Below are 25,366 nucleotides of genomic sequence, written 5' to 3' on the forward strand. Positions count from 1 at the left end.
ATCCGTTTCAGGCGGTTAACGCGTCACGAAATAAGCATCCTCGAAACCGAGTTCACGCACGGATTCGAGAACGGCGGCGCGATCCGAGGCGGTGGGCGCCGGACCGACAACCACCCGCCAGAAGCGGCGGCCGTTGCTCTCCTGATCGTAGATGGTGGGCACAAGTCCCACGTTGCGCAAGGCCTGAGCGGTGTTGTTGGCGTTTTCCTGCACAGAGAAGATACCGATCTGGACGAAAGGCCGGTCCAGGGACGAGCCGGTCGGCAGGGATGCGGGCGTTGGCGCGGGGGTGGCGGCTTCGCTTTCGGCAATCGCGCCCGAGGCCATTTCGGCGATCGGGTCGAGCGGTTCGGCGGTGATCGCCGCGGCGGCCAGGGTTGCGGGCGCCTCTCCCTCGGGCAGCGCGGCGGCCTCGGGGTCGGCCGAGGCCATGGCATCGGGGTCGGGCTCCTCGACCTCTTCGCGGCGCAGCGCCGTCACCTGGATCGTCGCGGGATCGCCGGCAAGGATTTCGAGCGCCGCCGCCGCATCCGACGAGACCTGGATGATCGGGCCGGGGTTCTCGCGTTCCCGACGGAACAGCGCGCCGATGACGAAACGGCCGTTCTCCTCGTTGCGGATGATGACACGCTCGGGGTCGGTGGCGTCGGGATGCGCAACCCAGACCCCGCCAAGCGAGGGGCGGCCATCCCAAAGACCCTGGTCGGTGGCCTGGAAGACCTCGGGGGCTTCGACATCGCGCTCGATCAGGCGCGTGGCGCCGATGGCGGCGGGGCCATCCGCGTCGGCGTTGCGGGAACCGAAGGAAAACTCGCCCGTCTCGGAACAGGCGCCAAGCGCCACGACGGTGCATAGGATCAGCCCAAGCCGGGCCCGGTGCGGGAGGGGGGTATTACGGGTCATGTACTGCTCTTTCCGCGCTCGGTCCGTGCGTGTCGCACGTGTTGTTATTGATCGTGCTTTGCGCACGGGTGCCTGCCTTTTTTGAGGATCATACAACCTGGAAGGCGTTCTGAAAAGCCGCTGCGTCGCCTGTGCGCACAGTGTTGCCTTTCAGAATCGCATCGGCGCGGCTAAGGGAGTTTCCGGCCCGCCCGATGAGCCCGGAGGAGTGGCAGAGTGGTCGAATGCACCGGTCTTGAAAACCGGCGTGCGTGAAAGCGTACCGTGGGTTCGAATCCCACCTCCTCCGCCACGTGCCTTTGCGAAAGCGTTCTCCCCATCCGGCTGCGGCCGGATTTTTCCGTTGTTTTCGAGGGTTATGCGGTTGGGGCTGAGCACTGGCCTCGTCACCAAGAGGCTCGGAAGCGGTCTCTCGGAGCAGATATTCTCCGGACCTCATGACTGCGCCGATTTGGTGAATAGCTTTCAACAAATTGGAATATCGAAGTTTTTCCGAGGCCGGTGCTGGACACTTCGACGCCGGTGGCATTCGCAAGATGGAACATAAATCGAACTAGCGCCATCAGAACAGTTCGGTACTTCCGTCGTCGTGGATGCGTACAGCCGAATCAACTCGGGCGTAGACCGTTGATCCGTCTGAAAATCTGCTGCGAAGCCCCTGAGCGTGTTCGAAGTTCAGTAACGTGAAAGCGGCTGACTCTTCGGGACCATCCGCAGATAGGCCCGCCCCGATCATGATCCCACCAAGCTCCGTCAGAACGTACCGATCATGGAAGTCCTCGCCGCCTAGTTTTTCCGACCAGGCATAGAACTCGATGCGATAGCCGGGAGGCAGCAAGCCTGTGACCTGAGCCGATCCGTCTCGAGCAAGGATCTCCGCCGATGGGCGAGTGTCGTGGTCACGGAAGTGAATTCTGATGGCTTTCGTCTGACCCGGAGCCCCCGCAAGCCGAGCAAGCAGTGAGACCAGCGTGGCAAGATAATTTCCCTTCGCCGGTCTGAGGTCGAAATACGGATCAACGATGTCGACCTCCTTGGATACCGCAGTCATCGTGTGCAGGGCATCGGCAATCTGGTCAGCCGTCCGAGTCACGTCACAGCTGGTTGTTGCTCTAAACAGCGGGTGCGCGCCACGAGCGCGGCCAACCAACGTTTCAAACTGCCACCCTTGCCGGACCAAACATTGGTTCGTTCGGAAGGCCGCCGCGCGCCCTTGGGTCTCAGCGCTTTATACTGCCACGAAGCGCATGGTCGGCCGCATAGCCGCCTTCGCAATAGCTTCCGCATCTGCGCGGTTGTTCTTCTGGCGTTTCACAAACGGCTTCACGTAGGCCGCCGGGACGAGCCGCACCTCGTGGCCGTGCCGTTGCGCTACCCGGCCCCAATGATACGACTTGGCACAGGCTTCCATCGTCACGACGCAGGCCGGCTGCTCGGCAAGAAGCGTCGCCAGCCGTGTCCGCGACAAACTTCGGTTATATTGAACCGTCCCCTCCGGCCCCACCGCGCAAACCTGAAAGCTGCCCTTCGCCAGGTCAATCGCAAGCATGTTGATCTTCGTCGTCATCGGTGCGCCCTCCAATTGGTTCTCACAGAACCATCATGGCATACGAGATACCGCTGGGTGGGGGCATCCACCGCATCAGTTCAGACAGCGTCACTGTCAAAGTCGAGACTGGTTAGAATTTGTCTGACAGCACCCATTGTAAAAATTCAACGTCAGGTCATGTGCCAGCTGACACCACCCTGTTCAATCATCTGCCGGTTGGGGCACGAGGATCATTCCCTCCATCAATCTTCGCGCTGTCCGGAATACGGTGACGCGCTCCACGCTCCAGCCGGTTTGCTCATGTGACACCTGTGCCTTTACCGGCATCACGCCGGAGGAATGGCCGATCCGGATCAGGTCGGTCTCGCCGGCTCTGAGCGCGTCGGCCACGCAGCTGCCAACGATTCCGGACGCTACGGCTGTACACATGGCTCCGGTTAGCGTAACCGCCCGATGCGCCTGTCCCATGGAGATCATGCGGACGGAGATATCGAATGACCCTGCCGGGGTCTTCTCTCCGGCTGTGCTGATGTAACTGCGCGGACTGGCGACCACGGCGATCTTCGGGCTTCCGGCAAGCTTGTGGGCGTCTTCGGTATTCCGAGCCAGGCCGATCCGGACGCTGGCGACACATCGGATCGCCTCCAGACGTGCCATGACATTCTGGTTGCCCTCTAGCTGGTCTGGCGTCTCATAGCCGGTCAGGCCCAGCGCATCGGCCTGCACGAAGACCACTGCGTTCGTTGCGTCCACGAGGGAGGCCATGACCGGCGTGTCGAGGATGGGGTCTTCGAGACGGTCGACGACATTTCCGGTGGGCAAGAGACGACCCGTTCCTGCGCCGCCGGGGTCTAGGAAGTCTAGCTGGATTTGCGCCCCGTTTCCGGCAACGCCCGGGTTCACGAAATGCCCCTCGACGAGCGGAACGCCGTCCTGCACCCAGAACCTGCTTTCGATGATCTTCGCTGTGTTGGTGTTGTGGATGCGGACAACCGCCTGGCCATCGGCGGCTGCGACAAGGCCCTCTTCAATGGCGAAGGGCCCGATTGCAGATGACATGTTCCCGCAATTGGCGCTGTAATCCGGAATGGCGGTGGTGACGGGTATCTGGATAAAGGTGTAGTCGACATCTGCATCGGGCCGCGAAGGCGGTCCGATGACGCAGATCTTTGAGAGCGACGAAACCCCGCCGCCCATCCCGTCCAGTTGCCGTTTGCCGGGGTCCGGGCTGCCAATGGCGCGCAGGAAAATGCGGTGCCTTTCGCCTTCGTTCTCCGGGAGATCGCGCGCATGGAAGATGATGGCCTTGCTTGTTCCGCCTCGCATGAACACCGCAGGTATGCGGAGTTGGCGGGCGGTCGGAGCAGCCATGCTCATGCGTGCCCCATTGCGCCACGCAGCACGTAATGCAGGCTTCCACCATTGCGGTAGTAGTCAAGCTCCACTGCGGTATCGAGACGGCAGATCAGCTCAATGTCGGTCACCGATCCATCGGCCCGCGTGATCCGGCAGGGCAAGTGGCGCCTGGGCTCTAGACCTTCAGCCAGTCCGCCGATGTCGAAGGCCTCCGATCCATCGAGCTTCAGGGACTGACGTGTCACGCCGGGCATGAACTGCAGCGGCAGCACCCCGAAACCGATCAGGTTCGAGCGGTGGATGCGCTCGAAACCCTCCGCGATGATGGCTCGAATGCCAAGCAAAGTCGTGCCTTTTGCCGCCCAGTCCCGAGAGGAGCCCACCCCATAATCCTTGCCCGCGATCACGACCAAGGGCACGCCGGCCTGCCGATAGCCCTCGGCTGCGACATGGATCGGAACGAATTCGCCGCTGTCGGCATCTCGTGTCCAGCCGCCCTCGCGGCCATCCGCCATCTCGTTGCGGATCCGGATGTTGGCGAAGGCCCCCCGGATCATCACCTCGTGATTGACCCGCCGGGCTGCGAAGGAATTGAAGTCGGCGGGGGCGACACCAAGCTCTTGCAGATATTGCCCTGCCGCCGAACTGGGCGTGATGGTGCCTACCGGCGAGATGTGATCGGTGGTGATGCTGTCCCCAAACATGGCCAGCACCCGCGCACCCCTGATGTCGGTCACGGGCGGCAGATCCGGTCCAAAATCCTCGAAGAACGGGGGCTCCTTCATGTAGAGGCTGTCAGCATCCCATTCGAAGGTCCCGCTCTGCGGGGCCTTCACGGCCTTCCATCGGGCGTCGCCCGTAAAGACATCGCCGTAGCGCTCGCGGAAGACATCAGGATCGAGCGCGCGATCCACCTCCTCTGCCAGCTCTTCGGCCGAGGGCCAGATGTCACGAAGGTATACGGGCTGTCCGGCTGGGTCTGTTCCGAGGGGCTCGCGCGTCAGATCCACGCGCAGGCTGCCCGCAATCGCGTAGGCCACCACAAGGGGCGGCGAACAGATGTAGTTCGAGCGGACATGTGGGTGGATGCGCCCCTCGAAGTTGCGGTTTCCGGACAGAACCGCGCTGGCCGCCACACCATGTGTGTCGATCGCTTGGGCGATGGCCGGATCGAGCGGACCGGAATTGCCCATGCAGGTCATGCAGCCGAAGCCAACGAGTTGAAAGCCAAGTTGGTCCAACGATGCCTGAAGGCCCATCCGTGACAGATAGTCGGCCACGATCCGCGACCCCGGTGCGAGCGAGGTCTTGACCCAGGGCTTGGCCGTCAGGCCGCGCGCCACGGCGTTGCGCGCCAGCAAGCCGGCGGCCAGCATGACCGACGGATTGGAGGTATTGGTGCAACTGGTGATGCTGGCGATCACGACATGCCCATGGTCGAGCAGCCAGTCCTGATCCGCGACCGGTGCGCCGCCGTCGGGCAGCGCACCATATCCTTTGGCAAGTTCTCCGAATCTCGCGGCCGCATCGGCAAGGCGGATCCGGTCCTGCGGGCGGCGCGGTCCTGCGATGGAAGGCTCGATGCTGCCGAGATCGACCTCGACGATTTCGGCGTAGTCCGGCTGAACCTCGGTCGGGTCGTGCCAGAGGCCCTGTGCGCGGCAGTAGGCCTCTACAAGCGCTAGGTGGTCGCCGCCGCGCGCGGTGACATCAAGGTAGCGCAGCGCCTCTTCGTCGATCGGGAAAAAGCCCATTGTCGCCCCGTATTCGGGGGCCATGTTCGCAAGGGTCGCGCGGTCGGACAGAGACAGGGCCTTGAGTCCAGCGCCGTGGAACTCCACGAAGCTGCCGACCACGCCATGCGCGCGCAGCCGTTCGGTGATGGTGATGACAAGATCGGTTGCGGTTGTTCCGGCCGGCAGCCGCCCGGTGAGGTGACAGCCGACGACGCGCGGCACCATCATGGTGACGGGTTGGCCCAGAAGTGCCGTGCCGCCCTCGACACCGCCGACGCCCCAGCCAAGCACACCGATCCCGTTGATCATGGGCGTATGGCTGTCCGTCCCCAGAAGCGTCTCGGGATGCGCAATCGTGGTGTTTCCATCGGTGGTGGTCCAGAGACCGCGGGCCAGATACTCGAGGTTGACCTGGTGACAGATGCCGGTCCCGGGGGGCACGACGCGGAAATTGTCGAAAGCACCCTGCGCCCAGCGCAGGAAGCGGTAGCGTTCGCCGTTGCGGTCGAATTCGAGGTCGAGATTTGCGTCAAAGGCACTTGCTGATCCGTAGGCATCAACCATCACCGAATGATCGACGACCAGGTCCGCCGGGATCTGCGGCTTTACGAGGGCCGGATCACCCCCGTTGCGCACGGCCGCGGCCCGGAGAGCTGCAAGATCCGCCATCAACGGAATGCCCGCGGAATCGTTCATGAGGATGCGGGTCGGATGGAAGAAAATCTCCATCTCGCGGTCAGGCTGAGCCGCGGCATCTGCGAACTGAAGCAGGTGATCCTTTCTGACGGCCTTTCCGTCTTCATGGCGCAACAGGTTTTCGTAGAGCACCTTGAGCGATCGCGGCATCCGGATGACGGGACCGGCGCCCGCCTCTTCTGCCGCTTGCAGGCTGAAATAGGCGAATTGCTGGCCATTCACATCCATCGTCCGGCGGGTGCCGAGACTGTCGAGGCTGCGTCCCATGGTGATCTCCCTTACCTGGCCCCTCTGGCCGAATTGTCGTCACTCCGCCGAAAGAGGCGGTTGATAGCCTTCGCTCGCGGCGTAGCGCGCCGTGATCTTGTCGGGATCGAGATATCGCGCCTCGAGAGCGCGCACCGTCCCGATGCCCGAGAACGCGTGCCAGTTCGTGACTGGGTTGCCGTCGAGCGCCGCGATGTGCTCGATCTCATGCTCTGTTCTGTGGGCGTGCAGGCCCGCAAGAAAATCGATCTGCAGGGTTGACGCCCCGGCCGCTTGAATTCCTGAACGATGCGGATAAGGTTGATCGCATTGCTGTAACCGTCGTCGACATCGCAGATGACGGGAACCCCGGTTGCCTGTACCAGAAACGCGCCATCATGGCGGTTTCCGTTAGCGTCACCAGACCCACATCCGGCTTTTCCGGTCAGACTTTTGGCGACGCCTGAGCCTATCATGTGGACGGCAAGAAACCCTGCGGCCCCAATCAGGCGTGCCGTCATTCCATTGTCTGCGCCGGGCGCAACCAGGACATCTGGTTTGGTGAGCCTCTGTCGCAACTGGTGCTGGCGGACTCTCGACGGCTCAGGCGACAGCCAGCGTGTCGTAGCATCAGACGGCATAGGCCTTGTCCCGGGCAAGCCAGTCCTTGGTGCCGATGATCTCTTCGCGATCGCCAAAGGAAACCATGCTGTTCTGGAAGGCGGCAGACGATCCATCGCGCCGGATCGCGGCCAGCGTCTGTTCCATCGCCCAAATGGCTGCGCGTTGCAGGTCGCTGGGGATGATGACGATGCTGTAGCCCAATTCGCCCAAGCGGTCCGTGGGTATCAGCGGTGTCTTGCCGCCCGCGAACATGTTGATGAGCTTGGGGTAGGGGAGAAGTTCGGCGATCCGCTCGATCTGCTCTACGCTCGTCGGCGCCTCGACAAAGATCACGTCGGCGCCGGCCTCCATGTAAGCATGAGACCGGTCGATCGTGGCCTCGAACCCTTCGACAGCCAGCCCGTCGGTGCGGGCGATCACGACCAGATCGGGGTCGGTCGCGGCATCCTTCACCGCACGGATCTTTTGCGCCATCTCGCGGACCGGCACGATGGATTTGTCGTCGTAATGACCGCAGCGCTTGGGGAATTGCTGGTCTTCCAGATGAAAACCCGCCACGCCCGCGCGTTCAAAGGCGCGGACCATGTGCTGGGCGTTCAGCGCATTGCCATAGCCGGTGTCGGCATCGGCGATGATGGGGATGCCAACGGCGTCGACCATGGTGGCGAGACGATCGGTGATTTCCGCCATGCTTATTAGCCCCAGATCGGGAATGCCGGCCGATCGCGCGATGGCGCCGCCGCTGGCATAGACCGCCGGGAAATCCGTGCGTTCGATGATGCGGGCGGAAATTCCGTCATAGCCGCCCGGCGCGACCACCGGCCCGCCACCCGCCATCAACTCGCGCAACCGCGTCGATGCCTTCATGGTTTGTCTCCCTATGTTCTTCATCTGTCGGTCGTTGCTGCGGTTGTCCCGTTTGCTCAGGGAGCTGTCTCCGCGTCTCTGTCGTTTTCGGTTTCTTCATTTGCCCAAGTGGGCTCGAACAGGGCGAGAGCTGCCCCGATATGCCGACGCATCATCAATTCGGCCATCTCGCCGTCCCGATCCTCGAGCGCGCCGAGAATCCGCCAGTGTTCCTCGAGCGCCCGTCGCGCCCGGCCCGGCTTAGACTTGTGCTGGTTCCGGTAGACCTTCAGAAGCTGGTACAAGTCGTCGCACAGGAGCGAAACGATCATCTCGTTTCGCGATCCGCGGGCAATTCGGTCGTGGAAATCCCAGTCCTGCTGGTTTTGGCTGTAGTCATCCCGTTCACGGACGACGGCCTCGTGAGCCTTCAGCATCATGCGCAGTTCGGCGATTTCCGTGTCGGTCATGTTTTGCGCTGCAAGCCTGCAGGCCATGCCCTCAAGCGCTTCGCGAACCTGGTAGATGCCCCGGAGCTTTGATCCGGTGAGCCGAACAACACGGACGCCGCGCTGCGAAATCCTCTCGACCAGCCCACGTTCCTCGAGCCGTCGCATGGCCTCGCGCAGGGGGCCACGGCTCATGCCGAACCGTTCAGAGATCTCCACCTCCAGCATGCGGGTGCCCGGCAAGAGCTCTCCCGTGACGATGGAGCGCGCCAGAGCCTGATAGGCCTGGTCGGCAAGAGTGCTGGCCTTGGCCAGTGTGGGGTCAACGGCGGACATGTGCCTCACAATGTCAACATTTTGGTTCGTTTGACTTTAGTCATGACGGGAGGGCCCGGTCAATAAGCTACGTTATATGCAATAAAATAAGGAAATCATTCGATGTTGACAGGGGGGATTCCGCGGAAGAACATCATGAATGTTGACAAAGAATCACGAGAATGCGTCAACGGAGCCGAGGAGGAGAACTCGATGACCCAATGGAATCCAGCCGTAACCCGCCGCGCGGGAATGGCGCTCTTGCTGTCCGCCGCGGCGGCCATGACCATGCCTACGCAAGCCCTCGCGCAGGCCGAAGCCTGGCCCGAGCGCCCCATCACTTTTGTCGTCGGTTTCGGCGTCGGGGGGAGTGCGGACCGCACGGCGCGCGCACTTGCGCAGTTCATGACCGAAGAGATCGGCCAGCCCATCACGGTCGTGAATCGCGATGGCGCAGGCGGCCAGCTTGCCGCCACATATGTCCTCGCGCAGCCGAACGATGGCTACACGCTGCTTGCCACCGCCATCTCGCCCTATCTCGCCAACTCGATCCTTAACACCGGGGCGGAATACACGCTCGATGATTTCGCCTTCATCAACGGGCAGTGGTCGGATCATGACCTGATTGCAGCAAGCACGTCATCGGGGATCGGGTCCATGGCCGAAATGATCGCGGCCATCCGCGACAATCCGGGCGAGCACAGCGTAAGCGTGGTGACCGGTTCAGCGGGCGAGCTGTCGACATACATCCTGCTTGATGCCGCAGGCATTCCGTTCGAGAACCTCAACATCGTGACCTACGAGAGCGGTGGAGCAGCCCGCGCCGCGGCAGCCGGTGGCCAGGTCGATTTCACCATCCTCGGTGCAGAAGGCAGCGACGCCATCCGCGACATGATCACGCCGCTGGCCGTGGTTGCAGAGGAGCCGCTGGAAGGATGGGAGGGCGTGCCGGTCGTGAACGACGCCCTTGCAGAGGCCGGGCTGGAAATGCCGGTCGTCAGCGGATCCATCCGCGGTCTTGCCGCTTCCGCCGCGTTCCGCGGAGAGCATCCGGATCGTTGGGAAACGGTTGTGTTGGCCTACGAGCGGACCATGCAGAACCCGGAATTTCTTGCCTTCCTTGAGGAGAACGAGATCGGAGCAGACTGGCTCGGCCCGGAGCGTACGACCGAACGCGTTCGCACCAACTACGAGATCCTCGAGCGCTTCGGTCACTTGATGCAGCAGTAAGGCGATCCCCGGGATGAGGGGCGTGTGTCCCTCATCCCATCAACGCTGTTCCATCGAGGTGAAAATGACAGATCGAAGCGTGCCGCGTGGTATCGACTGGGGGCACATAGCCCTTCTGGTCATATTGGCTGGGATAGCCATCTGGTACCTGCATGACACCTGGAGCGCGTCTTCGCGGGTTCGCAACCTCATCCTCGTCTTGCCGGCAAGCATTCTGGCGTTGGGCCTGGCGGCAGGGATTGCAGGCGGTGTGATCATCCGCGGATTGCAGGGGCGTGCGGATCCCGCGGTAGAAGGTGCGGAAAGTGCCACGACCTCGGTGCGCGAGAGGATCTATCCGCTGATCCTGATGGCCATTTTTGCACTCTATATCCTGTCGCTTCCAGTCACAGGGTTCGACGTGGGTTCTGTACTTTTCATAATGATCGCCTTGTTGGCCGATGGGGAGCGGCGTCCGGTGTTTCTGATTGTCTATCCAGTCGTGTTCGCCGCGATCTGCACGCTGCTGTTTGGCTGGCTTCTGCCGTACCCAATGACCACGCTTATCCTGTGAGGGCAAAATGATCGATTTTGGTGCTCTTGGGGATGCCTTCGGCCTTCTTTTCGGGTCATTCCAGCCCTGGATGGTGGTCTTTCCAGGCCTGATCATCGGCCTTCTCTTCGGTTCGGTGCCGGGGCTTCAGACGAGCATGGCGATGGCAGTGTTCCTGCCGGCCACGCTGGGTATGGATTTCCTGTCGGCCATGCTGTTTCTCACGGCGATATTCACGGGGGGCATGTTTGGAGGGGGCGTGTCGGCCATTCTAATGAACATCCCCGGCACATCTTCGGCCGTCGCCACTACCTTCGATGGCTTTCCGATGGCGCGCGCGGGCAGACCCAGTGAGGCGCTCGGCATCGCCTTGGGCGCCTCCACCATCGGAACTGCCGTTGGCTACATGGCCCTCCTCTTGCTGATCCAGCCGCTGACCTCTGTTGTGCTGCGTCTTGGGCCGACGGAGATGTTCGTCGTGATCCTTTGGGGGCTTACGCTGATTGCGGCATTGAGGGGCAAGTTCATGGGACGCAGCGTCCTTGCTGGGATAATCGGGTTGTTGATCGGCACAATCGGTATGAGTCCTAATGGCGTGATCCGTGGAACGATGGGATCGCCCTTTCTGCTTGATGGTGTTCCCGTCATACCTGCCATGATCGGCATGTTTGCGGCTTCGGAACTCTTCAGCATCGCGGGTGGCGGCTACCTTGTGAAGAAGGAGGACAAAGGAAACATCAGTTTAAGGCGCATACTTGCGGGGATGGTCGAAGCCCTGAAAATGCCGATGACGCTGTTGCGGGGGAGTGCCTACGGCGTCTTGATAGGGGCGATCCCGGGGGTGGGTTCTTCGGTGGCGAACCTTGTCTCATATGGCGATGCGCGCCGCCGCGCCGGCAATCCGGACAGCTTCGGCAAGGGTGACGCACGCGGCATCGCCGCGTCCGAGTCGGCAAACAGCAGTTCCGAAGGTGGCGGCATGGTAGCGCTCTTCGCGCTTGGCATTCCCGGCGGCGCAGGAACGGCCGTGCTGCTTGCAGCCTTCTCGATGCATAACATCACGGGCGGCCCGCGTTTCCTGAGCGAACAGACGGACATCGTCTATGCCGTGATCCTCGCGAACATCGCCCAAGCGGTTCTCTTGCTTTTCGTCGGCATGCTTCTGATGCACCTGATGAGCTCCATCGTGAAGGTGCCACTACGTATCCTCGTCCCATCCGTTCTCGTCCTGGCAACCTTCGGGGCCTTTGGCCTGACGGGCACGATGGCGGGGCCGATCACGCTTCTGGTCTTTGCAGCAGTTGGATGGGTCATGCGGAAATACGAGTATTCCGTCGCAGCCGCTGTGATCGGCTTGTTGCTCGGACGCATGGCCGAGGGCGAATTGCTGCGATCCTACCAGATCAGCGGTGGCAACTTCGACTATCTCTGGTCCCGACCCATCACGCTGGCCCTGTTCTTGCTGCTCGTGCTTTCCTTGTTCCTGCCTTGGGTGATCGAGCGCCTAAAGAAGCGCGTTGGGGCAGTGGCGGACAGCTGATGGAAAATCCGATGATTTTCGACACAATCGAACCGCTTGGGCGCGCAAGGGTCGTCGACATCGCCGTAAGGAGGTCGTCCACAGCTGAACGATCGGCACATGATCAGCAGGGTAAACAATCCGCCACGTCACGACTGGATAGAACGGACGCCCCCAGTCTGAGGTTGGGTTCTCTATCATCAGGTCGACGAACATCGGCACCAGGAATGCAAGGATCGCAGCCCTTACCTGCCACGGGATTTTTCCTCCACCGTTGATTTGAGTCCGGCCTCCACCTGAGGACGGACAATGAAGCGAAGGAGATACACGGATGAGCAGATCATCGGCATTCTGGCTGAGCACGAGGCCGGCGCGAAGTGCGCGGACCTGTGCCGTAAGTGCGGCATGTCGGAAGGCACTTTCTACAACTGGAAGGCCAAGTTTGGCGGCATGACGGTGTCGGAGGCCAAGCGCCTGAAGACGCTCGAGGATGAGAACGCGAACGTCAGCAAGCTTCGGTAAGAATATTCACCCAAGGCCCAACTGCTGTCGGAGCGACGGCGGCAAGTTCCCATCGGTGACGAAATCCGCCCAGTCTTGCATCAGCTCTGACCGCTCCTCAATGAGGTCGTCGCGCATGTAGGCTTCCTCAAGCTTCGTTTGCACATGCGCCAGCGAGAACTCGATCGCGTCGTGGTCATAGCGTTTCGCTCGCCTTGACTGAGCTCCTCCCCATCGGCTGGACAGGATCTGGCGTGATTTAAGCTACTGGTTGCAGCTGCTGATCGGGTTGGTTGATATCATTTCTCTGCCAATAGGCCGGCACCGGAGGCTTGCCGCCGAGGGCTGAATGAGGACGCTGGTGGTTGTAGAAGGTCATCCATTTCCGGATGGCCGCTTTCGTCTCTGATCCGGTCTCCCAGGCATGCAGGCAGACGCACTCGTATTTCAGGGTTCGCCACAGCCGCTCAATGAAGATGTTGTCGAGGAACCGGCCTTTCCCATCCATCGATATCCGGACGCCCGATCGGCGGAGCTGATCCGTCCAGGCGAAGGAAGTGAACTGGCTTCCCTGATCCGTGTTCATGATCTCGGGCGGGCCGAACTTGTGGATGGCCTCGGTCAACGCTTCGACGCAGAAGTCGGCCTCCAGCGTGTTAGAGATCCGCCAGGACAGAACCTTGCGGGTGTGCCAGTCCATGATCGCAACGAGGTAGAGGAACCCACGCCGCATCCATTGCCCGGCAGGCGATTGCGTAGCAATCTGCCGAGAGGGGGCAGATAGGTGATGTCCGAGCACCAGACCTGGTTCGGGCGATCCACGCGCAGGCCTCTCAGCAGATAGGGATAGGTCTTGTGCCCCTTCGCCGGCCTGCTTGTGTTGGGCTTCTGATAAATCGGCATCAGCCCCATGAGGCGCATCAGCCGGCGTATCCGCTTCTCGTTCACGAAGTGCCCGTCATTGCGCAGGTGCCAGGTCATCTGGCGGACACCGAAGAACGGGGTCTCCAGGACCTGCTCGTCAATCTGCCGCATCAGGCCGAGGTTCTGCTCGGTCTCGCCCTTCGGCGTATAATAGAAGGACGAGCGCGCGATCGACAGCAGCTTGCACTGCTGCCCAATCGACAGATCCGGGTGGTCGGGCTCGATCATGCCGCGCCTCACTTCCCGCCCCAGGGTTTGAGCTTTCGTTCCAAAAAAGAGTTGGCCACCGCATTGGCGGGCTCTCTCGAACCAGTGGCGTTCACCCGCCAATTCACCCGATCTTGGCGTGGAGCTCTTTCACCTGCTCCTCGTCGATCTCGGGCTTCTTGCGGCCCCCGCGCTCGAACACGCCCGACGCGCCTTCCAGCAGGGCCCGCTTCCATTGATGGATCATCGTTGGATGCACCCCGAACCGGCTCGCCAGCTCGGCCGCCGTCTCTTCACCCTTCAGGGCTTCCAGCGCCACCTTCGCCTTGAACTCAGGCGCGCGCTGCTTGCGTTTCGACATCTCTGATCTCCTTCTCGTCGAAGATCAGCTGACTGCAAAGCGTAGCTTATGTCAGTGTCCGAATTCCCGGGGGCAGCTCACTTGCTAGTGGTCAGAAGGCAGACTTGACGTTATGCGGCAGCGATCTCATCGGGTCTCATGGCGCCGGTCATCAGGGCGACGGCATCTGACATGGCGATCTGCTTGGGATCGACGACGCAAAGCCGCTGGCCAAGGCGATGAATGTGAATGCGGTCTGCCAATTCGAAAACATGCGGCATGTTGTGGCTGATCAAAATGATCGGAATTCCGCGCGCCTTCACGTCCTGAATCAGTTCGAGCACACGGCGACTTTCCTTCACGCCGAGTGCCGCCGTTGGCTCGTCGAGAATGATTACCTTCGAACCGAACGCCGCGGCGCGAGCCACGGCCACGCCCTGTCTTTGACCTCCGGACAGCGTCTCTACCGCCTGGTTTATGTTCTGAATGGTCATCAGGCCAAGCTCGCTTAGCTTCTCCCGCGCGAATTTTTCCATCGCGGCGCGATCGAGCTGCCGCAGAAGCGATCCGCGCAGACCCGGTTTTCGCAGCTCTCTGCCCATGAACATGTTGTCGGCGATCGAGAGGGCGGGCGACATCGCGAGGGTCTGGTAGACCGTCTCGATGCCTGCCTCCCTCGCCTCGGTGGGCGAGTTGAAGTGATATGGCTTTCCGTCGAGATACATCTCGCCCTGGTCGACCTGGATCGCGCCCGAGAGCGACTTGATCATCACCGACTTGCCCGCGCCGTTGTCGCCGATCACGGCGAGGATCTCTCCCGGCATAAGGTCGAAGTCGCAGTGATTGAGAGCCGTCACCTTGCCGAAGCGCTTTACGAGGCCACGAGCCTTCAAGACCGGTTCCGTCATGCCGAAATCCTTCTGATCCACTGATCCACGGCGACTGCTGCAATGATCAGGATGCCGATAAGCAGGTTCGTCCACTGCGGATCTGCCCCGGCGAGACGCAATCCGAGGGTGAACACCCCCACGATAAGCGCACCGAAGAGCGCACCGAGGATCGAGCCGCGCCCGCCGAAGAGCGAGATGCCCCCGATCACGACCGCCGTGATGCTTTCGATGTTGGCCAACTGGCCAGAGGTTGGAGAGACCGAGCCGATCCGCCCGATAAGCGCCCAGCCGGCGAAGGCACAGATCGTTCCGGCCAGCAGGTAGACTGAAATCAACGTGCCCCTCACGTTGACGCCTGCCAGCTCAGCTGCCTCCGGGTCGTCCCCCACAGCGTAGACATGCCTGCCCCACGCAGTGTGTCGCAGCGCGTAGGCCAGCACCACGGCAAGGACCAGCATGAAGATAACGCCGTAGGTGAAGACTGCGCCGCCGATCTCCAGCCGGGTCCCAAAGAACTGTAGGAGTGGAGCATCTGCCTGGATGTCCTGGCTCCGGATCGTTTCGTTGCGAGAATAAAGGAAATTCGCGGCCAGAACGATCTGCCACATGCCGAGCGTGACGATGAAGGGTGGCAGTTTGACGTAGGCTACAAGGATGCCGCTGATAAGCCCACAACTTGCGCCACATATCAGACCACAAAGCACCGCCACCTCGGGCGGCAACCCGTAGCGGAAGGTGAACTGGCCCATTACGACCGACGAAAGCACCATTACAGCGCCAACCGACAGATCGATACCGGCGGTTAGGATCACGATGGACTGCGCCAACGCGACAATGCCGATGATCTGTACCTGCTGAAGGATCAGCGTCAGCGCAAAGGGCGAGAGAAAGCGTTCGCCCAGCGTCAGACCGAAGACGATGACCGCACCGATCAACACCAAAAGGGGGATCAGCGAAGGGGTTAAGTGCAGGCGATTCTGCACCCGATAGGCCAGCGTTGGCGGGGGCTGGACGAACTCTGCTACCTGATCGTTGCGGTTGGCGGCGGCTTCGTAATTGTCGGACATGGCATGCGACCCGGCTTATTTGAGATAGAAAGCCCCGCCTGCCGTAGTGCCGGCCGGCGGGGCGATCCGTCACGTGTTGAACGGACCGATCAGCCCCAGCAGAGCGCTAGGCCCTCTTCCGACGAGATCGACGGCAGGCCCTCAACGGGCGCGTCGGTGATCAGGGACACACCGGTGTTGAAGAAGTCGAGCCCGGGTGAGGTCTCGGGCAGGGTGCCATCGGCTGCATACTGTACGATAGCCTCAATGCCGAGCCGCGCCATGTCGAGCGGGTATTGCTGCGACGTGGCGCCGATCACGCCCTCGGCAACGTTCTGGACGCCGGGGCAGCCACCGTCGACGGACACGATCAGCACATCGTTCTCACGCCCGATGGCGCGCAGCGCCTCGTAGGCGCCGGCGGCCGCGGGCTCGTTGATGGTGTAGACCACATTGATCATCGGATCGATCGCCAGCAGGTTCTCCATGCCCTCGCGGCCGCCTTGCTCGGCGCCGCTCGTCACGTCATGGCCGACGATGCGTGGGTCATCCTCGTCGCCCCAACGGTTTGGATCACCGAGGTCGATCCCGAAACCCTCAAGAAATCCCTGGTTGCGCAACACGCCGACTGTCGGCTGGCTCTCGTTGATGTTCAGAAGGCCGATGCGGGCTTCCGCGGCGGCGTCGCCCAGCTGGCCCGCTGCCCATGCGCCGATCAAACGGCCTGCCTCGTAATTGTCCGTCGCAAAGGTCGCGTCGGCAGCGTCAGCGGGCGACAACGGCGTGTCGAGCGCGATGACCAGGAGGCCCGCGTCGCGGGCCTGCTGAACCGCCGGCGTGATCGACGACGTATCGGACGCGGTCAAAAGGATGCCCGACGCCCCGCTCGCGATGCAGGTCTCGATTGCGGCGACCTGCGTTTCGTGATCACCATCGAACTGGCCGGCGAAGGACATCAGCTCGATCCCGAGCTCTTCGGCCGCGGCCTGTGCGCCTTCGCGCATCTTCACGAAGAAGGGGTTGGTGTCCGTCTTGGTGATGAGACAAGCCGACACATCGCCATGAGCGTCCGCAAGGGCCGCGCCAGCCGTCGCTGTTGCCAGCGCGCCTCCAAGCAGCATGGACTTCGACATTTTCATGATGTTTTCCTCCACGTTTCCTTCGGCCCTCCCTGGCCGGATCGTTCGACTCTTTACGGAGCGCACTTTAGCTGTCAATAATTAACTTCCAGAGAGTTAATTACTTTGTGAGTGTGTGAACACCCGCCACCCGAGTATCAGGCCCTATAAAATATGACATTTCGTGATCAGCAGAAACCTTCGGATGGCGCGCGCTACGGGTCCAACCAAAAGGGTATGAGGGAGCGCAACGAGAGGCTGATCCTCACCCTCCTTCGCCGCACGCCGGGCCTTGCCAAGGCCGAGCTGGCGCGGCGCACAGGCCTTTCGGCACAAACGGTTTCGCGCCTAATCGCCGCTCTCGAGACCGACGGTTTCATCCTGCGCGGTGCGCCGCAGCGCGGGCGTGTGGGGCAGCCATCGACCCCACTCTCGCTCGATCCCGAGGGCGCCTTCTTCTTCGGGTTAAAGGTGGGGCGCCGGTCGGCGGAACTGATTGCGACCGATTTCTTGGGAAGGATCATAGAGCGTGAAAAACAGATCTACGATTATCCGGTTTTCGCGGAAATCCTCAAAGGTTCCCGAGAAGCGATCGATCGCGTGACAACGCGGCTTGGGCCGAAACGGGCAAGCAGGCTTGCGGGCCTAGGTATCGCCATGCCCTTTCACCTCTGGGAATGGGCGCCGCGGATAGGCGTGCCTGCAGATGCAATGTTGGATTGGAAGACACGCGATCTGAAGGCCGAACTGGAGCGACAGATGTCCATTCCAGTCTTCCTTCAAAATGATGCGACAGCAGCCTGCAGCGCAGAGCTTGTCTTCGGAAAGGCCTCCCACCCTCCGAATTTTGCAAGCCTGCACGTCGCCTTCTTCATCGGTGGCGGTCTTGTTCTGCGCGGATCGATTTTCGGTGGCGCCAATGGAAACGCCGCCGGCTTCGGTCCGCTTCGAGTGCCCGACCGAGACGGCCGGGTCTCTGCACTGATTGACACGGCGTCATTGTCGACCCTGGAGCGCCGCCTCATCGAGGAAGGCATCGACCCGAGGCAGATCTGGGTAGACCCGGAAGGCTGGGACGTCCCCAAGCCGTTGTTGCAGAAATGGACCGAAAACGCTGCCTTTGCATTGGCCCAGGCCGTTCGAGCGACGCAAACTGTGTTGGATCTCAACGCAATCTTGATCGATGGGTGGCTTCCAAGCAAGCTGCGGTCCGACCTCGTCGACGGCGTGAGGGCAGAGTTGGAGAAGATCGACATGACGGGCATGGCCGTTCCGTCGATCGTCACCGGCACCATAGGCCCCGATGCGCGCCCGCTTGGCGCTGCGAGTCTGCCCCTCACGGCCCGCTTCTTGGTGGAGCTGCCAGATTAAGGAAGGGGCCGTGTCACTGTCTAAGCTGAGGCTGGTTCGAATTTCTCTGGCGGCGCCGCGTCATGCCGATCATGCGCACCGACTTGGCTACCGATTGGCCTTGCGACACCAACATATCGACCTGCCGTAGCTTTGCGACGATCTCCTCGGGCTTATGCTTCTTCTGGGGCATTCCCTGATCCTCCATTGGGCTCGAAAGGCGACTTCAGAGAGCATCCCTTTTCCGGGGGAAGGCCAATCCGGATTTGAGTTGCGGCCAGAGCGCCCGTCGGCCTACGGGCAGATAATTCCCTTCTTAACGCCTTTTTGTGGCACACTCGTGCATGTCCAGCACCTGCGCATTCCCGTGCCGATGGACCAATTTAGGGGGAGAACCACCCATGTTTGCTCGCGTCACGCCATATCAGTTGAAGTCCGGTGAGAGGGAGGCCGCACTGGCCACTCTGGAGAAGATGAAGGCCGACATAATGAAACTGCCCGGCCTGAAACAGTTCATTAACGTGCTCGGCGAGGACGGGAGCGGCTATGTCATTTCGTTGGTGGAAAGCCAGGAAATCTCAGACTCGAACGCCGAGCAGGTCCGCGCGCTCTGGGGGCGGATGGGGCCGCACCTGGCCGCGATGCCTACGCCGCAGGGCGGCGAAGTGGTGGCCGACTGGACCTAGGCAGGCTCGCCGGCTGACGTATGGCGGCACAGTCTATCCCAAGGTCCGATCCGTGCCGCATAGCTGACAGTCGAGTATTCTGCCAAGGGCGGTAGCTTCGTCCAGGACACCGACTCATAAACGCGCCACCAGATGCGTGTGGCTGCCAGTTTGACGAGGGCGGGGAAGTTGGCGTTGTGCTTCTCGTATCGGGTTGCGATGGCCCTGTAATGCTTGAGCTTTTAAAAGAACCGCTCGATCCGGTTGCGGCGGCGGTGGGCGTCGCGGTCAAGCGGAGGCGGCGCAGAGCGGCGCGGGATCGCGCGGATGATGGCCCCGGCGCCGATGTCGGCGAGGTGATCTCTCTGTCGGTTGCTGTCATAGGCGGCGTCCGCCAGCAGGGCCTGGCCCGGCCCGATGGTGTCGAGCATGTCGCCGGCCGGGCGCCCGTCATGCATTGCCCGGCAGGCGATTGCGAAGCAATCTGTCGAGAGGGGCCTGCCCGGCGGTGAGCTTCAGCGCGATCGGCAGGCCCCGCGCATCGGTCACGGCGTGGATCTTCGTCGTCAGACCGCCCCGCGAGCGCCCCATGCGGACGGCTCGAAGGTCAACCATGCGGGTGGTGCCGGCGAACGCTTTGACGCCAGTCATGAAACCGTCCGGTTCTGGTGGAACCGGTTCGGGCCGATGTGTGCGTCAGAGATCCGCCGCCGACGTGTGCAGCAGCTGCGCGCCTTCTCCAGATGGCAGTGGCGCGGTCTTTGCGCGGCAAAATGGACAGCGTCACCGTCCTTGCAGAGACGAGTTCGAATTAGTCTGACAGCACCCGCACCCATTCGGCAAAGGTGAAAAGCGGCCGTTCGGCGACCTGTCGTGAAACTCAGGAATTGAAGGCCACAGACGTGCCTTCCGCAGCTCGACCCTCCAGAAGAGATCGGAGATGTCACCGCGCGCGTTTCCGAACCGTGGACCGTGTCGCAAGATCGAAATCTCCGGGTCCGTGGACCCCACCTTACTTGACGCAATGGACCTCAGGCCCAACACTCGGGCGGCCGTTTGGGTTAGATCGGAAGGGCGGGATCATGGGGCGACTGGCCGCCAAGGCGGTTCAGGTTTCGGTTAGGGTCGGGCTTGGCGTGCTTGGTAGCTTTGTGTTTGCCGGTGCCGGCCTAGGCGAAATCGACGTGGCTGAGGTTGTCGGCGCTTGGCGGGGCGCCGGTGAAATTGCGGTCTCTGACCACGCGGTTACGCAACGTGGCCGGTGCACTGTAGAGGTCCGAGCTGGCGCCAGCGGCAGGGACCTCGTCATCGAAGGCCTGTGCGCGGCCAGCGCCGGGCGCAGCGAGTTCTCGCTTGCGATGATCGTCGATGACGGTGACCGGGTCCGCGCGACCCTCATGAGCGACCGCCTGAGCGCGGCAGCGGGCTTTGCCGGGCAGCTGTCCGGAGAGCGGATCGAGGTGCAATCGGTCAGCCTCTTTTCCGTCGATGACGTTCTCTACAGTTCGCGGTTCGATATCGATTTCCGAGACGCGGACAGTTTCGTTCTCCAGCAGTGGATGCGCCCCGAGAGCGGTGGCCCCGAGCACCGCACGCTTCTGATGCGGTTCGAACGCCGGTGAGCATCATGCTACCGGCGCCAGAAGGCCGTCACGAGGCTCGGCAAAAGGGCAAGGTCGGCGAGCAGAGCAAGGGCCGTCGCGATCGCGGCCAATTGGCAGAAGGACGATACGCTGGGCAGAGTTGACAGGCTCGCCGCCCCGAATCCGGCCAGAAGGATCAGGCTCGTGGCCACGATTGGGCGCGTTGCTTCGCGCAAGGCCTGCACCACGGCCTCGTTCACGCTGGTGCCCGCTCGTCGCATGGCCAAGCGGATCCTGTTCAGGATGTGGGTCGTGTCGTCGACCGCGATGCCAAACGCGATGGTCAGCGCAACGGCTTCGACCAGGGTGAGCGTCGCGCCGGTCAGGACCAGCCACGCCTCGGCGCCGAGAATCGGGATGATGTTGGGGATCAAGGCCGCGATGGCGAGCATGACCGACCGCATCAGGATGATCGTGGCAAGAGTGATGATCCCTACCGCAAGGTAGAAAGCCGTCCGAAGCTGCGACACGATCATCGGCAACTCGATGCTGAGCATGTGTGTATAGCCTGTCACATGGGTGACGTCCGAAAGGCCTGCGGCGTCGAGAGAGGCCTCGATCTCGGTGCTGCGGGCCAGGGTTTCGCGCCAATCGACCGATAGGGGCCCGGGCACGGGCAGGGCGAAGCCTGACCCATCCCGCGCAACGAACCGAGCCGTCAGCGCGTCGCTGGTCTCCATCTGCGCTGCATCGAGCGGAAAGGCGGCCCCCTCGCCGAAGACTGCCTCGGCTACGGCGCCGATCCGGTCTGCCTCGGCATCCGACAGGGTTGGGGTGCCGTCGGTTCCCTCGATAACGACGTAGCTTTGGTTGCTGCCCGGAACCGCAGCCTCCAGTTGATCGAGTGCTGCGCGGAATTCCGAGCGGTGCGGCACGAACTCCATCACGTCGAACCCACGTTCCGTAAATGTCTGGACGATAAGCAAGAGGCCGAGCAGTCCGGCTGCAATGCTGCGCATCAGGCGTGGCCGAGCGAAAAGAGCGAAGGCTACGTTTTCCGCGGCCGATACGCCGGGGTCGACATGTGTTCCCCCGTTGGACCGGTGCATGGCCCGCACGATCAGCGGCATGGACAGATTCAGTGCCACGAAGGTCAGAAAAAGACCCAGACTGCCGACCCATGCCAGCGTCCTCAGGGTCTCCGACCCTACGACAAGCACGCTCAAGAAGGCGGCGGCCGTCGTCCCCGAAGTCACAGCCACCGCTGGCATCGTCTCGCGCATGCCGGTTGCAATGGCCGCCGACAGGTCTTGGCGCTCGTTCAGGCGCGCAAGGATGGCATGATAGACATGGACGCTGTCCGCGATGCCGAGCGTGATAATGACAACGGGTACTAGCGTGACCATCGGTGTGAAAGCAGTGCCCGTCAGCGCAACGATGCCCACCGTCCAGGTGATCGAGAGGGCAGGTGCTACAGCGCAGACCACCAGCGCGCGGGGTGACCGAAAGAGTAACGCGGCCACCAACAGGCACAGCACTGCCCCGAGAGGAACAAAGAACGCCAGATCGGATACGATCGCGGCCGACACCTCCCGGTTGAGCGCCGGCAAACCGAGAAGCTGAACCTCGATCGGACCGCCAGCGATCTCGATCACGTCGTTCAGTTCTGTGATCCTTTGGGGTTCCGCGAGGGCCAGATCGGGTAGGACAAGAACTAGGGTGGTGCCGCGATCCTCAGCCAGAAAACGTTGCGCGATCGCGCTTTCGGCGCGAAGCCGGTCGAGCCGTTCACCCGGCTCCAGATCCGTGTAGTCGGGGGCCGCCAAAAGCGGCGCGCCATCCGGCCCGGTGATGGAAAAGATGCTGATCACACCGCGAACACTGGGTGATAGCTGCAGCTCGACAACCAGGTCCTCCAGCGCCAGGAAAGCGTCGGCGCTGCCGAGGTCGGCGGCCGAGACAACCAGCACCTCGTCTTCCGAGGGCATACCGAACCGGTCTTCAAGATCGGTGAAGCGCGTGAATGCCGGACTGCCGCCGCGCACGGTCTTGGAGGCATCCGTCTCGATATAGAGCCAGGCTGAGGCCGTATAGGCAGCCAGCGCGGCCGAGATCAGCAGAAGTGCCGCGACAATCCAACGGGCTGGTCCGGCACGCGGACCGGGTCTTTTTGCCATCGGCTCCATGCCAGCAAACTAGGCGAAACGCGACTATCCAAACAATCAGTTTGAGTCGCATGCAGGCTGCGTTAGCGTTGCGCGCACCGCAGAGCACGGGCAACGCGATGTCCTCCGATCCCACAAATGAGACCGAGCCCTTCGTCGATCTGGGGCGTCTTTGTGACCGCTCAGCGGTGTTGAGCCTGCTGCGCCCGGCGATCTTCGCGCTGGCCGATGGGCCATTGAAATTCAATCGCTTCGACAAAGACATTGCACTCTGGGCGCAGGATACGGCCGATCCGGCGCGCATGGCCCGGGCGCTTGAGATCCTAGATGTCACGGTCGCCGCCCCCGCGGGGGTTACCGAACTGTTTTCGTCCGAGGGCGCCCTGATCGTTGTCTCCAACCACCCGTTCGGTGCACTGGAAATGCTCTGCCTCGGGGCCGTCCTGGAACGCCAGCGTCCCGGCTTTCGCTTGGTTGCGACCGACTATCTCAACCGGATCGGGCCGATTGCGACACGGCTGATCGCGGTCGACTCCTTCGGGCGCTGGGATCCAAACCGGCGCAACGTCGCCCCGTTGCGTCAGGCGCGGCAGCATTTGGCTGAGGGTGGCGCATTACTGATCTATCCGGCCGGTCGGGTATCTCACTTCCGTCTGTCGCACATGTCGGTCACCGACCCGGACTGGACGGCCCATGTCATACGGCTGGCACGGGCGACCGGGGCACGTCTGCTGCCGGTGTATTTTCCCGGAAGAAACTCCTTGCTCTTCAACGCGGCCGGACTTGTACATCCGCTGTTTCGGACTCTGCTTCTCGTGCGCGAACTCTACCGTCGTTCCGGCGATGTGATCCGTTTCGATGTCGGTGACCCGCTAGACCCCGAGGCACTTTGCGACCTCGACGATCAGGCCGCAATCGAGCTTCTGCGCAAGCGAGTTTATTCCTTGGGACGTCCGGCGCGAGCCTGAACCGGGGGCAGGTCTGCGGGGGCTGTCCAGTCAGTGATATCTGCTACCGAAAGCACCAGTTTCCGTGCTGCGGGATTGCCCTTTCGGGTCAGCACGTAGGTGTCCACACGTTCCGGCATTCCGCCAAGCGCCCTTACGACCCGGTGCGAATTGGTCGTTTGCCGCTCATCCGCCAGCCAGTAGAGCGTATTGCAGCCCAACGCCTTTAACGCCTCGGAGAGCCGACCCAGAAGCGCATATTGCACCAATCCGCCGGCGCCGCGGGCGCTGACATTTCGCAAGACCTCGGCGCGAAATTGTCGGTTGGGGAACCGCGCCGCGTGATAATCGCCCACCAATACGCCGTCGTCTTCACACGGAAGTGCTTCGTCCGGCCCGGCCACTGCGACTTGCATTCCGCCGACCACCTCTCCCTGACGCACGCACAGGAACAAATGGCTAGTTGCCGGAAGCGTGACCGCTTCATCGCGAAGATCGGTACCTATCCGCTCCCGGTACCGATCGGACAGGAGTTTCAAGTAAGCCGTCCGCGCACCCTTGTCGGGGTTGGTGACGACGACGATGTCGCGACCCCGCGCTGCACGGGATGGATCACTGCCGGCGTGCATCGATCAACAGCGGCAACTTGTTGGACGGCGCTCGGACGATACGTTCCACCGTCCGGACACGATAGGGTCTGCCCCCAACCTCAACGGACGCTGGCTGTGGGACATCGCTCTCAACAGAAACCTCTTCTGTTGCATTGTTGAACTGGACATTGACCGCTCCCGTATCAAGCAACATCTCCGCAGCTTCGAAAAAGGCGTTGGCCGGGTCTCCTCTCCTGCGGATATCAATCACGCTACCGTTCTGCCAAAGCGCTTCGTCGCCGGTGTCGTAATATCCTCCCGGATCGGCCAGAAGTCCGTCGAAGTTATCGCGAACGATCAGCGGCCTCCAACCGTCATCGGACGCACCGGCAAAGGTGAAACGATCGAGCGATAGACTGAACTTCTTGCAAAATCGGCCTCCGCAGTGGTCCCTGAGTGCAACGGCTGGCATTTCGGTGGAGCCGAATTGCTCTAGGATCTGCAGATCGCGACCCATCGCAGAGATCCGGGCAACATCCGAAGGAAACACCCGCTCTCCCCCCAGCTTGATTGCGCGCAGATCGGTCAGGTTTTCGATGTCGTCGGCCAGAAGTCGCCGCATCAGGTTGGGATAGATGGAAATCGCATCCGGTGAAAAACCCTCCAACCCCTCGCGATCTTCGGGATCGAATGACCGGATCGCGATTCCGGCGAGATCCACACCCTCGGACGTTGCCTGATGAGAAATGCCGCCAATCAGCGCCACCCGACGCGGCGCTTCTCCGAACCGGGCCACATAATGGCGCGCGACCCGAGAGAAGGTGTTGGCAACATCCGCCGCCCGCCGGGGCAACACCAGCGCGGGTCCGGAACTGCCGCTTGATGTTTGCAAGACGACCCCGGGGTCTCCGCGGAAACGCGACATCGCCATGGCGCATGTCGCGGCAAAACCCACGCGAGTCATCGGCGCGCCGGTCAGTGGATCCGCAGCACTACTGAAGTCGGTCCCAGCCTTCATGGGTTAAGCATAAACAGGCGT

The 25,366-nt window shown here is 62.0% G+C and carries 24 protein-coding genes, 1 tRNA gene and 4 pseudogenes; 11 read left to right on the plus strand and 18 right to left on the minus strand.

What is annotated here, in order from left to right:
* Positions 1 to 15: 15 nt before the first annotated feature.
* Entirely contained in the window at positions 16 to 903 is an 888-nt protein-coding gene (locus tag ABD923_RS02290; RefSeq protein WP_259546898.1) for an SPOR domain-containing protein, read from the minus strand.
* 202 nt (positions 904 to 1,105) lie between these two features.
* Between ABD923_RS02290 and ABD923_RS02295 the strand changes: the two genes are divergently transcribed.
* Positions 1,106 to 1,195, plus strand: a tRNA-Ser gene (locus tag ABD923_RS02295).
* 270 nt (positions 1,196 to 1,465) lie between these two features.
* Here the strand turns inward: ABD923_RS02295 and ABD923_RS02300 are convergent.
* From ABD923_RS02300 to acnA, 4 genes are all read right to left on the minus strand, one after another.
* Complete coding sequence (locus ABD923_RS02300) at positions 1,466 to 1,954, minus strand: hypothetical protein (protein ID WP_345229403.1); 489 nt, start codon at positions 1,952 to 1,954, stop codon at positions 1,466 to 1,468.
* A 177-nt stretch (positions 1,955 to 2,131) separates the two neighbouring features.
* Positions 2,132 to 2,470 carry an IS110 family transposase gene (locus tag ABD923_RS02305; protein ID WP_259546896.1) on the minus strand — a complete coding sequence of 113 codons (339 nt, stop codon included), beginning with the start codon at positions 2,468 to 2,470 and terminating at the stop codon, positions 2,132 to 2,134.
* A 183-nt stretch (positions 2,471 to 2,653) separates the two neighbouring features.
* A complete protein-coding gene (locus ABD923_RS02310) occupies positions 2,654 to 3,829 on the minus strand; it encodes a 2-methylaconitate cis-trans isomerase PrpF family protein (RefSeq protein WP_259546895.1) in 1,176 nt (391 codons plus the stop codon).
* Positions 3,826 to 6,507, minus strand: a complete 2,682-nt coding sequence (gene acnA / locus ABD923_RS02315) for an aconitate hydratase AcnA (protein ID WP_259546893.1) — start codon at positions 6,505 to 6,507, stop codon at positions 3,826 to 3,828. The genes ABD923_RS02310 and acnA overlap by 4 nt, the downstream gene beginning before the upstream one ends.
* A 60-nt stretch (positions 6,508 to 6,567) precedes the next feature.
* Between acnA and ABD923_RS02320 the strand changes: the two genes are divergently transcribed.
* On the plus strand, positions 6,568 to 6,768 hold the full coding sequence (locus ABD923_RS02320; protein ID WP_345229404.1) for a hypothetical protein: 201 nt from the start codon (positions 6,568 to 6,570) through the stop codon (positions 6,766 to 6,768).
* A 348-nt stretch (positions 6,769 to 7,116) separates the two neighbouring features.
* Here the strand turns inward: ABD923_RS02320 and ABD923_RS02325 are convergent, their stop codons facing one another.
* Both ABD923_RS02325 and ABD923_RS02330 read right to left on the minus strand, forming a co-directional pair.
* On the minus strand, positions 7,117 to 7,977 hold the full coding sequence (locus ABD923_RS02325; protein ID WP_259546892.1) for an isocitrate lyase/PEP mutase family protein: 861 nt from the start codon (positions 7,975 to 7,977) through the stop codon (positions 7,117 to 7,119).
* Positions 7,978 to 8,033: 56 nt separating this feature from the next.
* On the minus strand, positions 8,034 to 8,741 hold the full coding sequence (locus ABD923_RS02330) for a GntR family transcriptional regulator (RefSeq protein ID WP_259546891.1): 708 nt from the start codon (positions 8,739 to 8,741) through the stop codon (positions 8,034 to 8,036).
* A 192-nt stretch (positions 8,742 to 8,933) separates the two neighbouring features.
* Here ABD923_RS02330 and ABD923_RS02335 point away from each other — a divergent pair, with 192 nt between their 5' ends.
* From ABD923_RS02335 to ABD923_RS02350, 4 genes and pseudogenes are all read left to right on the plus strand, one after another.
* Entirely contained in the window at positions 8,934 to 9,950 is a 1,017-nt protein-coding gene (locus ABD923_RS02335; protein ID WP_259546890.1) for a tripartite tricarboxylate transporter substrate binding protein, read from the plus strand.
* 64 nt (positions 9,951 to 10,014) lie between these two features.
* On the plus strand, positions 10,015 to 10,503 hold the full coding sequence (locus ABD923_RS02340) for a tripartite tricarboxylate transporter TctB family protein (RefSeq protein WP_259546889.1): 489 nt from the start codon (positions 10,015 to 10,017) through the stop codon (positions 10,501 to 10,503).
* Between the two features lie 7 nt (positions 10,504 to 10,510).
* Positions 10,511 to 12,022, plus strand: a complete 1,512-nt coding sequence (locus ABD923_RS02345; RefSeq protein WP_259546888.1) for a tripartite tricarboxylate transporter permease — start codon at positions 10,511 to 10,513, stop codon at positions 12,020 to 12,022.
* A gap of 288 nt (positions 12,023 to 12,310) precedes the next feature.
* Positions 12,311 to 12,517: pseudogene (locus ABD923_RS02350) on the plus strand (transposase); the annotation flags it as partial.
* A 12-nt stretch (positions 12,518 to 12,529) separates the two neighbouring features.
* On the opposite strand, the gene ABD923_RS02355 reads toward ABD923_RS02350, so the two are convergent.
* The 5 genes and pseudogenes from ABD923_RS02355 to ABD923_RS02375 form a co-directional block, all read right to left on the minus strand.
* On the minus strand, positions 12,530 to 12,667 hold the full coding sequence (locus ABD923_RS02355) for a hypothetical protein (protein ID WP_345229405.1): 138 nt from the start codon (positions 12,665 to 12,667) through the stop codon (positions 12,530 to 12,532).
* Between the two features lie 94 nt (positions 12,668 to 12,761).
* Positions 12,762 to 13,994, minus strand: a pseudogene (locus ABD923_RS02360) (IS3 family transposase).
* A gap of 110 nt (positions 13,995 to 14,104) precedes the next feature.
* Positions 14,105 to 14,881 (minus strand): ATP-binding cassette domain-containing protein, encoded by a 777-nt coding sequence (locus ABD923_RS02365; RefSeq protein ID WP_259546887.1) that lies wholly within the window; start codon positions 14,879 to 14,881, stop codon positions 14,105 to 14,107.
* Positions 14,878 to 15,930 (minus strand): ABC transporter permease, encoded by a 1,053-nt coding sequence (locus tag ABD923_RS02370; protein WP_259546886.1) that lies wholly within the window; start codon positions 15,928 to 15,930, stop codon positions 14,878 to 14,880. Before ABD923_RS02370 ends, ABD923_RS02365 begins: the two co-directional genes overlap by 4 nt.
* 89 nt (positions 15,931 to 16,019) lie before the next feature.
* Complete coding sequence (locus ABD923_RS02375) at positions 16,020 to 17,048, minus strand: sugar ABC transporter substrate-binding protein (RefSeq protein WP_405048288.1); 1,029 nt, start codon at positions 17,046 to 17,048, stop codon at positions 16,020 to 16,022.
* A 153-nt stretch (positions 17,049 to 17,201) separates the two neighbouring features.
* Here ABD923_RS02375 and ABD923_RS02380 point away from each other — a divergent pair, with 153 nt between their 5' ends.
* Positions 17,202 to 18,398: an ROK family transcriptional regulator gene (locus ABD923_RS02380; RefSeq protein WP_259546884.1), complete on the plus strand. Its 1,197-nt coding sequence runs from the start codon at positions 17,202 to 17,204 to the stop codon at positions 18,396 to 18,398.
* Positions 18,399 to 18,411: 13 nt separating this feature from the next.
* On the opposite strand, the gene ABD923_RS02385 is transcribed toward ABD923_RS02380, so the two are convergent.
* Positions 18,412 to 18,570: a hypothetical protein gene (locus ABD923_RS02385; protein ID WP_405048290.1), complete on the minus strand. Its 159-nt coding sequence runs from the start codon at positions 18,568 to 18,570 to the stop codon at positions 18,412 to 18,414.
* Positions 18,571 to 18,778: 208 nt separating this feature from the next.
* Here ABD923_RS02385 and ABD923_RS02390 point away from each other — a divergent pair, with 208 nt between their 5' ends.
* Positions 18,779 to 19,063, plus strand: a complete 285-nt coding sequence (locus tag ABD923_RS02390; protein ID WP_259546882.1) for a hypothetical protein — start codon at positions 18,779 to 18,781, stop codon at positions 19,061 to 19,063.
* A gap of 221 nt (positions 19,064 to 19,284) precedes the next feature.
* Here ABD923_RS02390 and ABD923_RS02395 read toward each other — a convergent pair whose 3' ends face one another.
* Together ABD923_RS02395 and ABD923_RS19115 are read right to left on the minus strand one after the other, a co-directional pair.
* A complete protein-coding gene (locus tag ABD923_RS02395; protein WP_259546880.1) occupies positions 19,285 to 19,473 on the minus strand; it encodes a hypothetical protein in 189 nt (62 codons plus the stop codon).
* Between the two features lie 64 nt (positions 19,474 to 19,537).
* Positions 19,538 to 19,633, minus strand: a pseudogene (locus ABD923_RS19115) (IS5/IS1182 family transposase); the annotation flags it as partial.
* A gap of 48 nt (positions 19,634 to 19,681) precedes the next feature.
* On the opposite strand from ABD923_RS19115, the pseudogene ABD923_RS02405 reads away from it, so the two are divergent.
* Positions 19,682 to 19,795, plus strand: a pseudogene (locus ABD923_RS02405) (IS6 family transposase); the annotation flags it as partial.
* A gap of 329 nt (positions 19,796 to 20,124) precedes the next feature.
* Entirely contained in the window at positions 20,125 to 20,664 is a 540-nt protein-coding gene (locus ABD923_RS02410; protein WP_259546878.1) for a hypothetical protein, read from the plus strand.
* Between the two features lie 8 nt (positions 20,665 to 20,672).
* Here ABD923_RS02410 and ABD923_RS02415 read toward each other — a convergent pair whose 3' ends face one another.
* A complete protein-coding gene (locus tag ABD923_RS02415) occupies positions 20,673 to 22,802 on the minus strand; it encodes an efflux RND transporter permease subunit (protein ID WP_345229406.1) in 2,130 nt (709 codons plus the stop codon).
* Between the two features lie 107 nt (positions 22,803 to 22,909).
* On the opposite strand from ABD923_RS02415, the gene ABD923_RS02420 reads away from it, so the two are divergent.
* Entirely contained in the window at positions 22,910 to 23,758 is an 849-nt protein-coding gene (locus tag ABD923_RS02420; protein ID WP_345229407.1) for a lysophospholipid acyltransferase family protein, read from the plus strand.
* On the opposite strand, the gene ABD923_RS02425 is transcribed toward ABD923_RS02420, so the two are convergent.
* Together ABD923_RS02425 and ABD923_RS02430 are read right to left on the minus strand one after the other, a co-directional pair.
* The gene (locus tag ABD923_RS02425) at positions 23,728 to 24,276 is read right to left on the minus strand and encodes a hypothetical protein (protein WP_259546873.1); all 549 of its coding nucleotides are present in this window, start codon (positions 24,274 to 24,276) and stop codon (positions 23,728 to 23,730) included. The two genes, ABD923_RS02420 and ABD923_RS02425, sit on opposite strands and share 31 nt — an antisense overlap.
* Positions 24,277 to 24,349: 73 nt before the next feature.
* Positions 24,350 to 25,345: an acyl-CoA synthetase family protein gene (locus ABD923_RS02430; protein ID WP_259546872.1), complete on the minus strand. Its 996-nt coding sequence runs from the start codon at positions 25,343 to 25,345 to the stop codon at positions 24,350 to 24,352.
* Positions 25,346 to 25,366: the final 21 nt, after the last annotated feature.

Source organism: [Roseibacterium] beibuensis (assembly GCF_039542305.1).
Taxonomy (GTDB): Bacteria; Pseudomonadota; Alphaproteobacteria; order Rhodobacterales; family Rhodobacteraceae; genus Roseibacterium; species Roseibacterium beibuensis.

Bases quoted from the DNA above. Each gene is read 5' to 3' on its own strand.
- ABD923_RS02375 (WP_405048288.1), bottom strand. From the start codon at position 17,048: ATGAAAATGTCGAAGTCCATGCTGCTTGGAGGCGCGCTGGCAACAGCG.
- ABD923_RS02410 (WP_259546878.1), top strand. From the start codon at position 20,125: ATGGGGCGACTGGCCGCCAAGGCGGTTCAGGTTTCGGTTAGGGTCGGG.
- ABD923_RS02305 (WP_259546896.1), bottom strand. From the start codon at position 2,470: ATGACGACGAAGATCAACATGCTTGCGATTGACCTGGCGAAGGGCAGC.
- ABD923_RS02310 (WP_259546895.1), bottom strand. From the start codon at position 3,829: ATGAGCATGGCTGCTCCGACCGCCCGCCAACTCCGCATACCTGCGGTG.
- ABD923_RS02420 (WP_345229407.1), top strand. From the start codon at position 22,910: ATGTCCTCCGATCCCACAAATGAGACCGAGCCCTTCGTCGATCTGGGG.
- ABD923_RS02395 (WP_259546880.1), bottom strand. From the start codon at position 19,473: ATGCTCGACACCATCGGGCCGGGCCAGGCCCTGCTGGCGGACGCCGCC.
- ABD923_RS02415 (WP_345229406.1), bottom strand. From the start codon at position 22,802: ATGGCAAAAAGACCCGGTCCGCGTGCCGGACCAGCCCGTTGGATTGTC.
- ABD923_RS02390 (WP_259546882.1), top strand. From the start codon at position 18,779: ATGTTTGCTCGCGTCACGCCATATCAGTTGAAGTCCGGTGAGAGGGAG.
- ABD923_RS02380 (WP_259546884.1), top strand. From the start codon at position 17,202: ATGACATTTCGTGATCAGCAGAAACCTTCGGATGGCGCGCGCTACGGG.
- ABD923_RS02325 (WP_259546892.1), bottom strand. From the start codon at position 7,977: ATGAAGGCATCGACGCGGTTGCGCGAGTTGATGGCGGGTGGCGGGCCG.
- ABD923_RS02290 (WP_259546898.1), bottom strand. From the start codon at position 903: ATGACCCGTAATACCCCCCTCCCGCACCGGGCCCGGCTTGGGCTGATC.
- ABD923_RS02385 (WP_405048290.1), bottom strand. From the start codon at position 18,570: ATGCCCCAGAAGAAGCATAAGCCCGAGGAGATCGTCGCAAAGCTACGG.
- ABD923_RS02370 (WP_259546886.1), bottom strand. From the start codon at position 15,930: ATGTCCGACAATTACGAAGCCGCCGCCAACCGCAACGATCAGGTAGCA.
- ABD923_RS02345 (WP_259546888.1), top strand. From the start codon at position 10,511: ATGATCGATTTTGGTGCTCTTGGGGATGCCTTCGGCCTTCTTTTCGGG.
- ABD923_RS02430 (WP_259546872.1), bottom strand. From the start codon at position 25,345: ATGAAGGCTGGGACCGACTTCAGTAGTGCTGCGGATCCACTGACCGGC.
- ABD923_RS02330 (WP_259546891.1), bottom strand. From the start codon at position 8,741: ATGTCCGCCGTTGACCCCACACTGGCCAAGGCCAGCACTCTTGCCGAC.
- ABD923_RS02335 (WP_259546890.1), top strand. From the start codon at position 8,934: ATGACCCAATGGAATCCAGCCGTAACCCGCCGCGCGGGAATGGCGCTC.
- ABD923_RS02300 (WP_345229403.1), bottom strand. From the start codon at position 1,954: ATGACTGCGGTATCCAAGGAGGTCGACATCGTTGATCCGTATTTCGAC.
- ABD923_RS02340 (WP_259546889.1), top strand. From the start codon at position 10,015: ATGACAGATCGAAGCGTGCCGCGTGGTATCGACTGGGGGCACATAGCC.
- ABD923_RS02365 (WP_259546887.1), bottom strand. From the start codon at position 14,881: ATGACGGAACCGGTCTTGAAGGCTCGTGGCCTCGTAAAGCGCTTCGGC.
- acnA (WP_259546893.1), bottom strand. From the start codon at position 6,507: ATGGGACGCAGCCTCGACAGTCTCGGCACCCGCCGGACGATGGATGTG.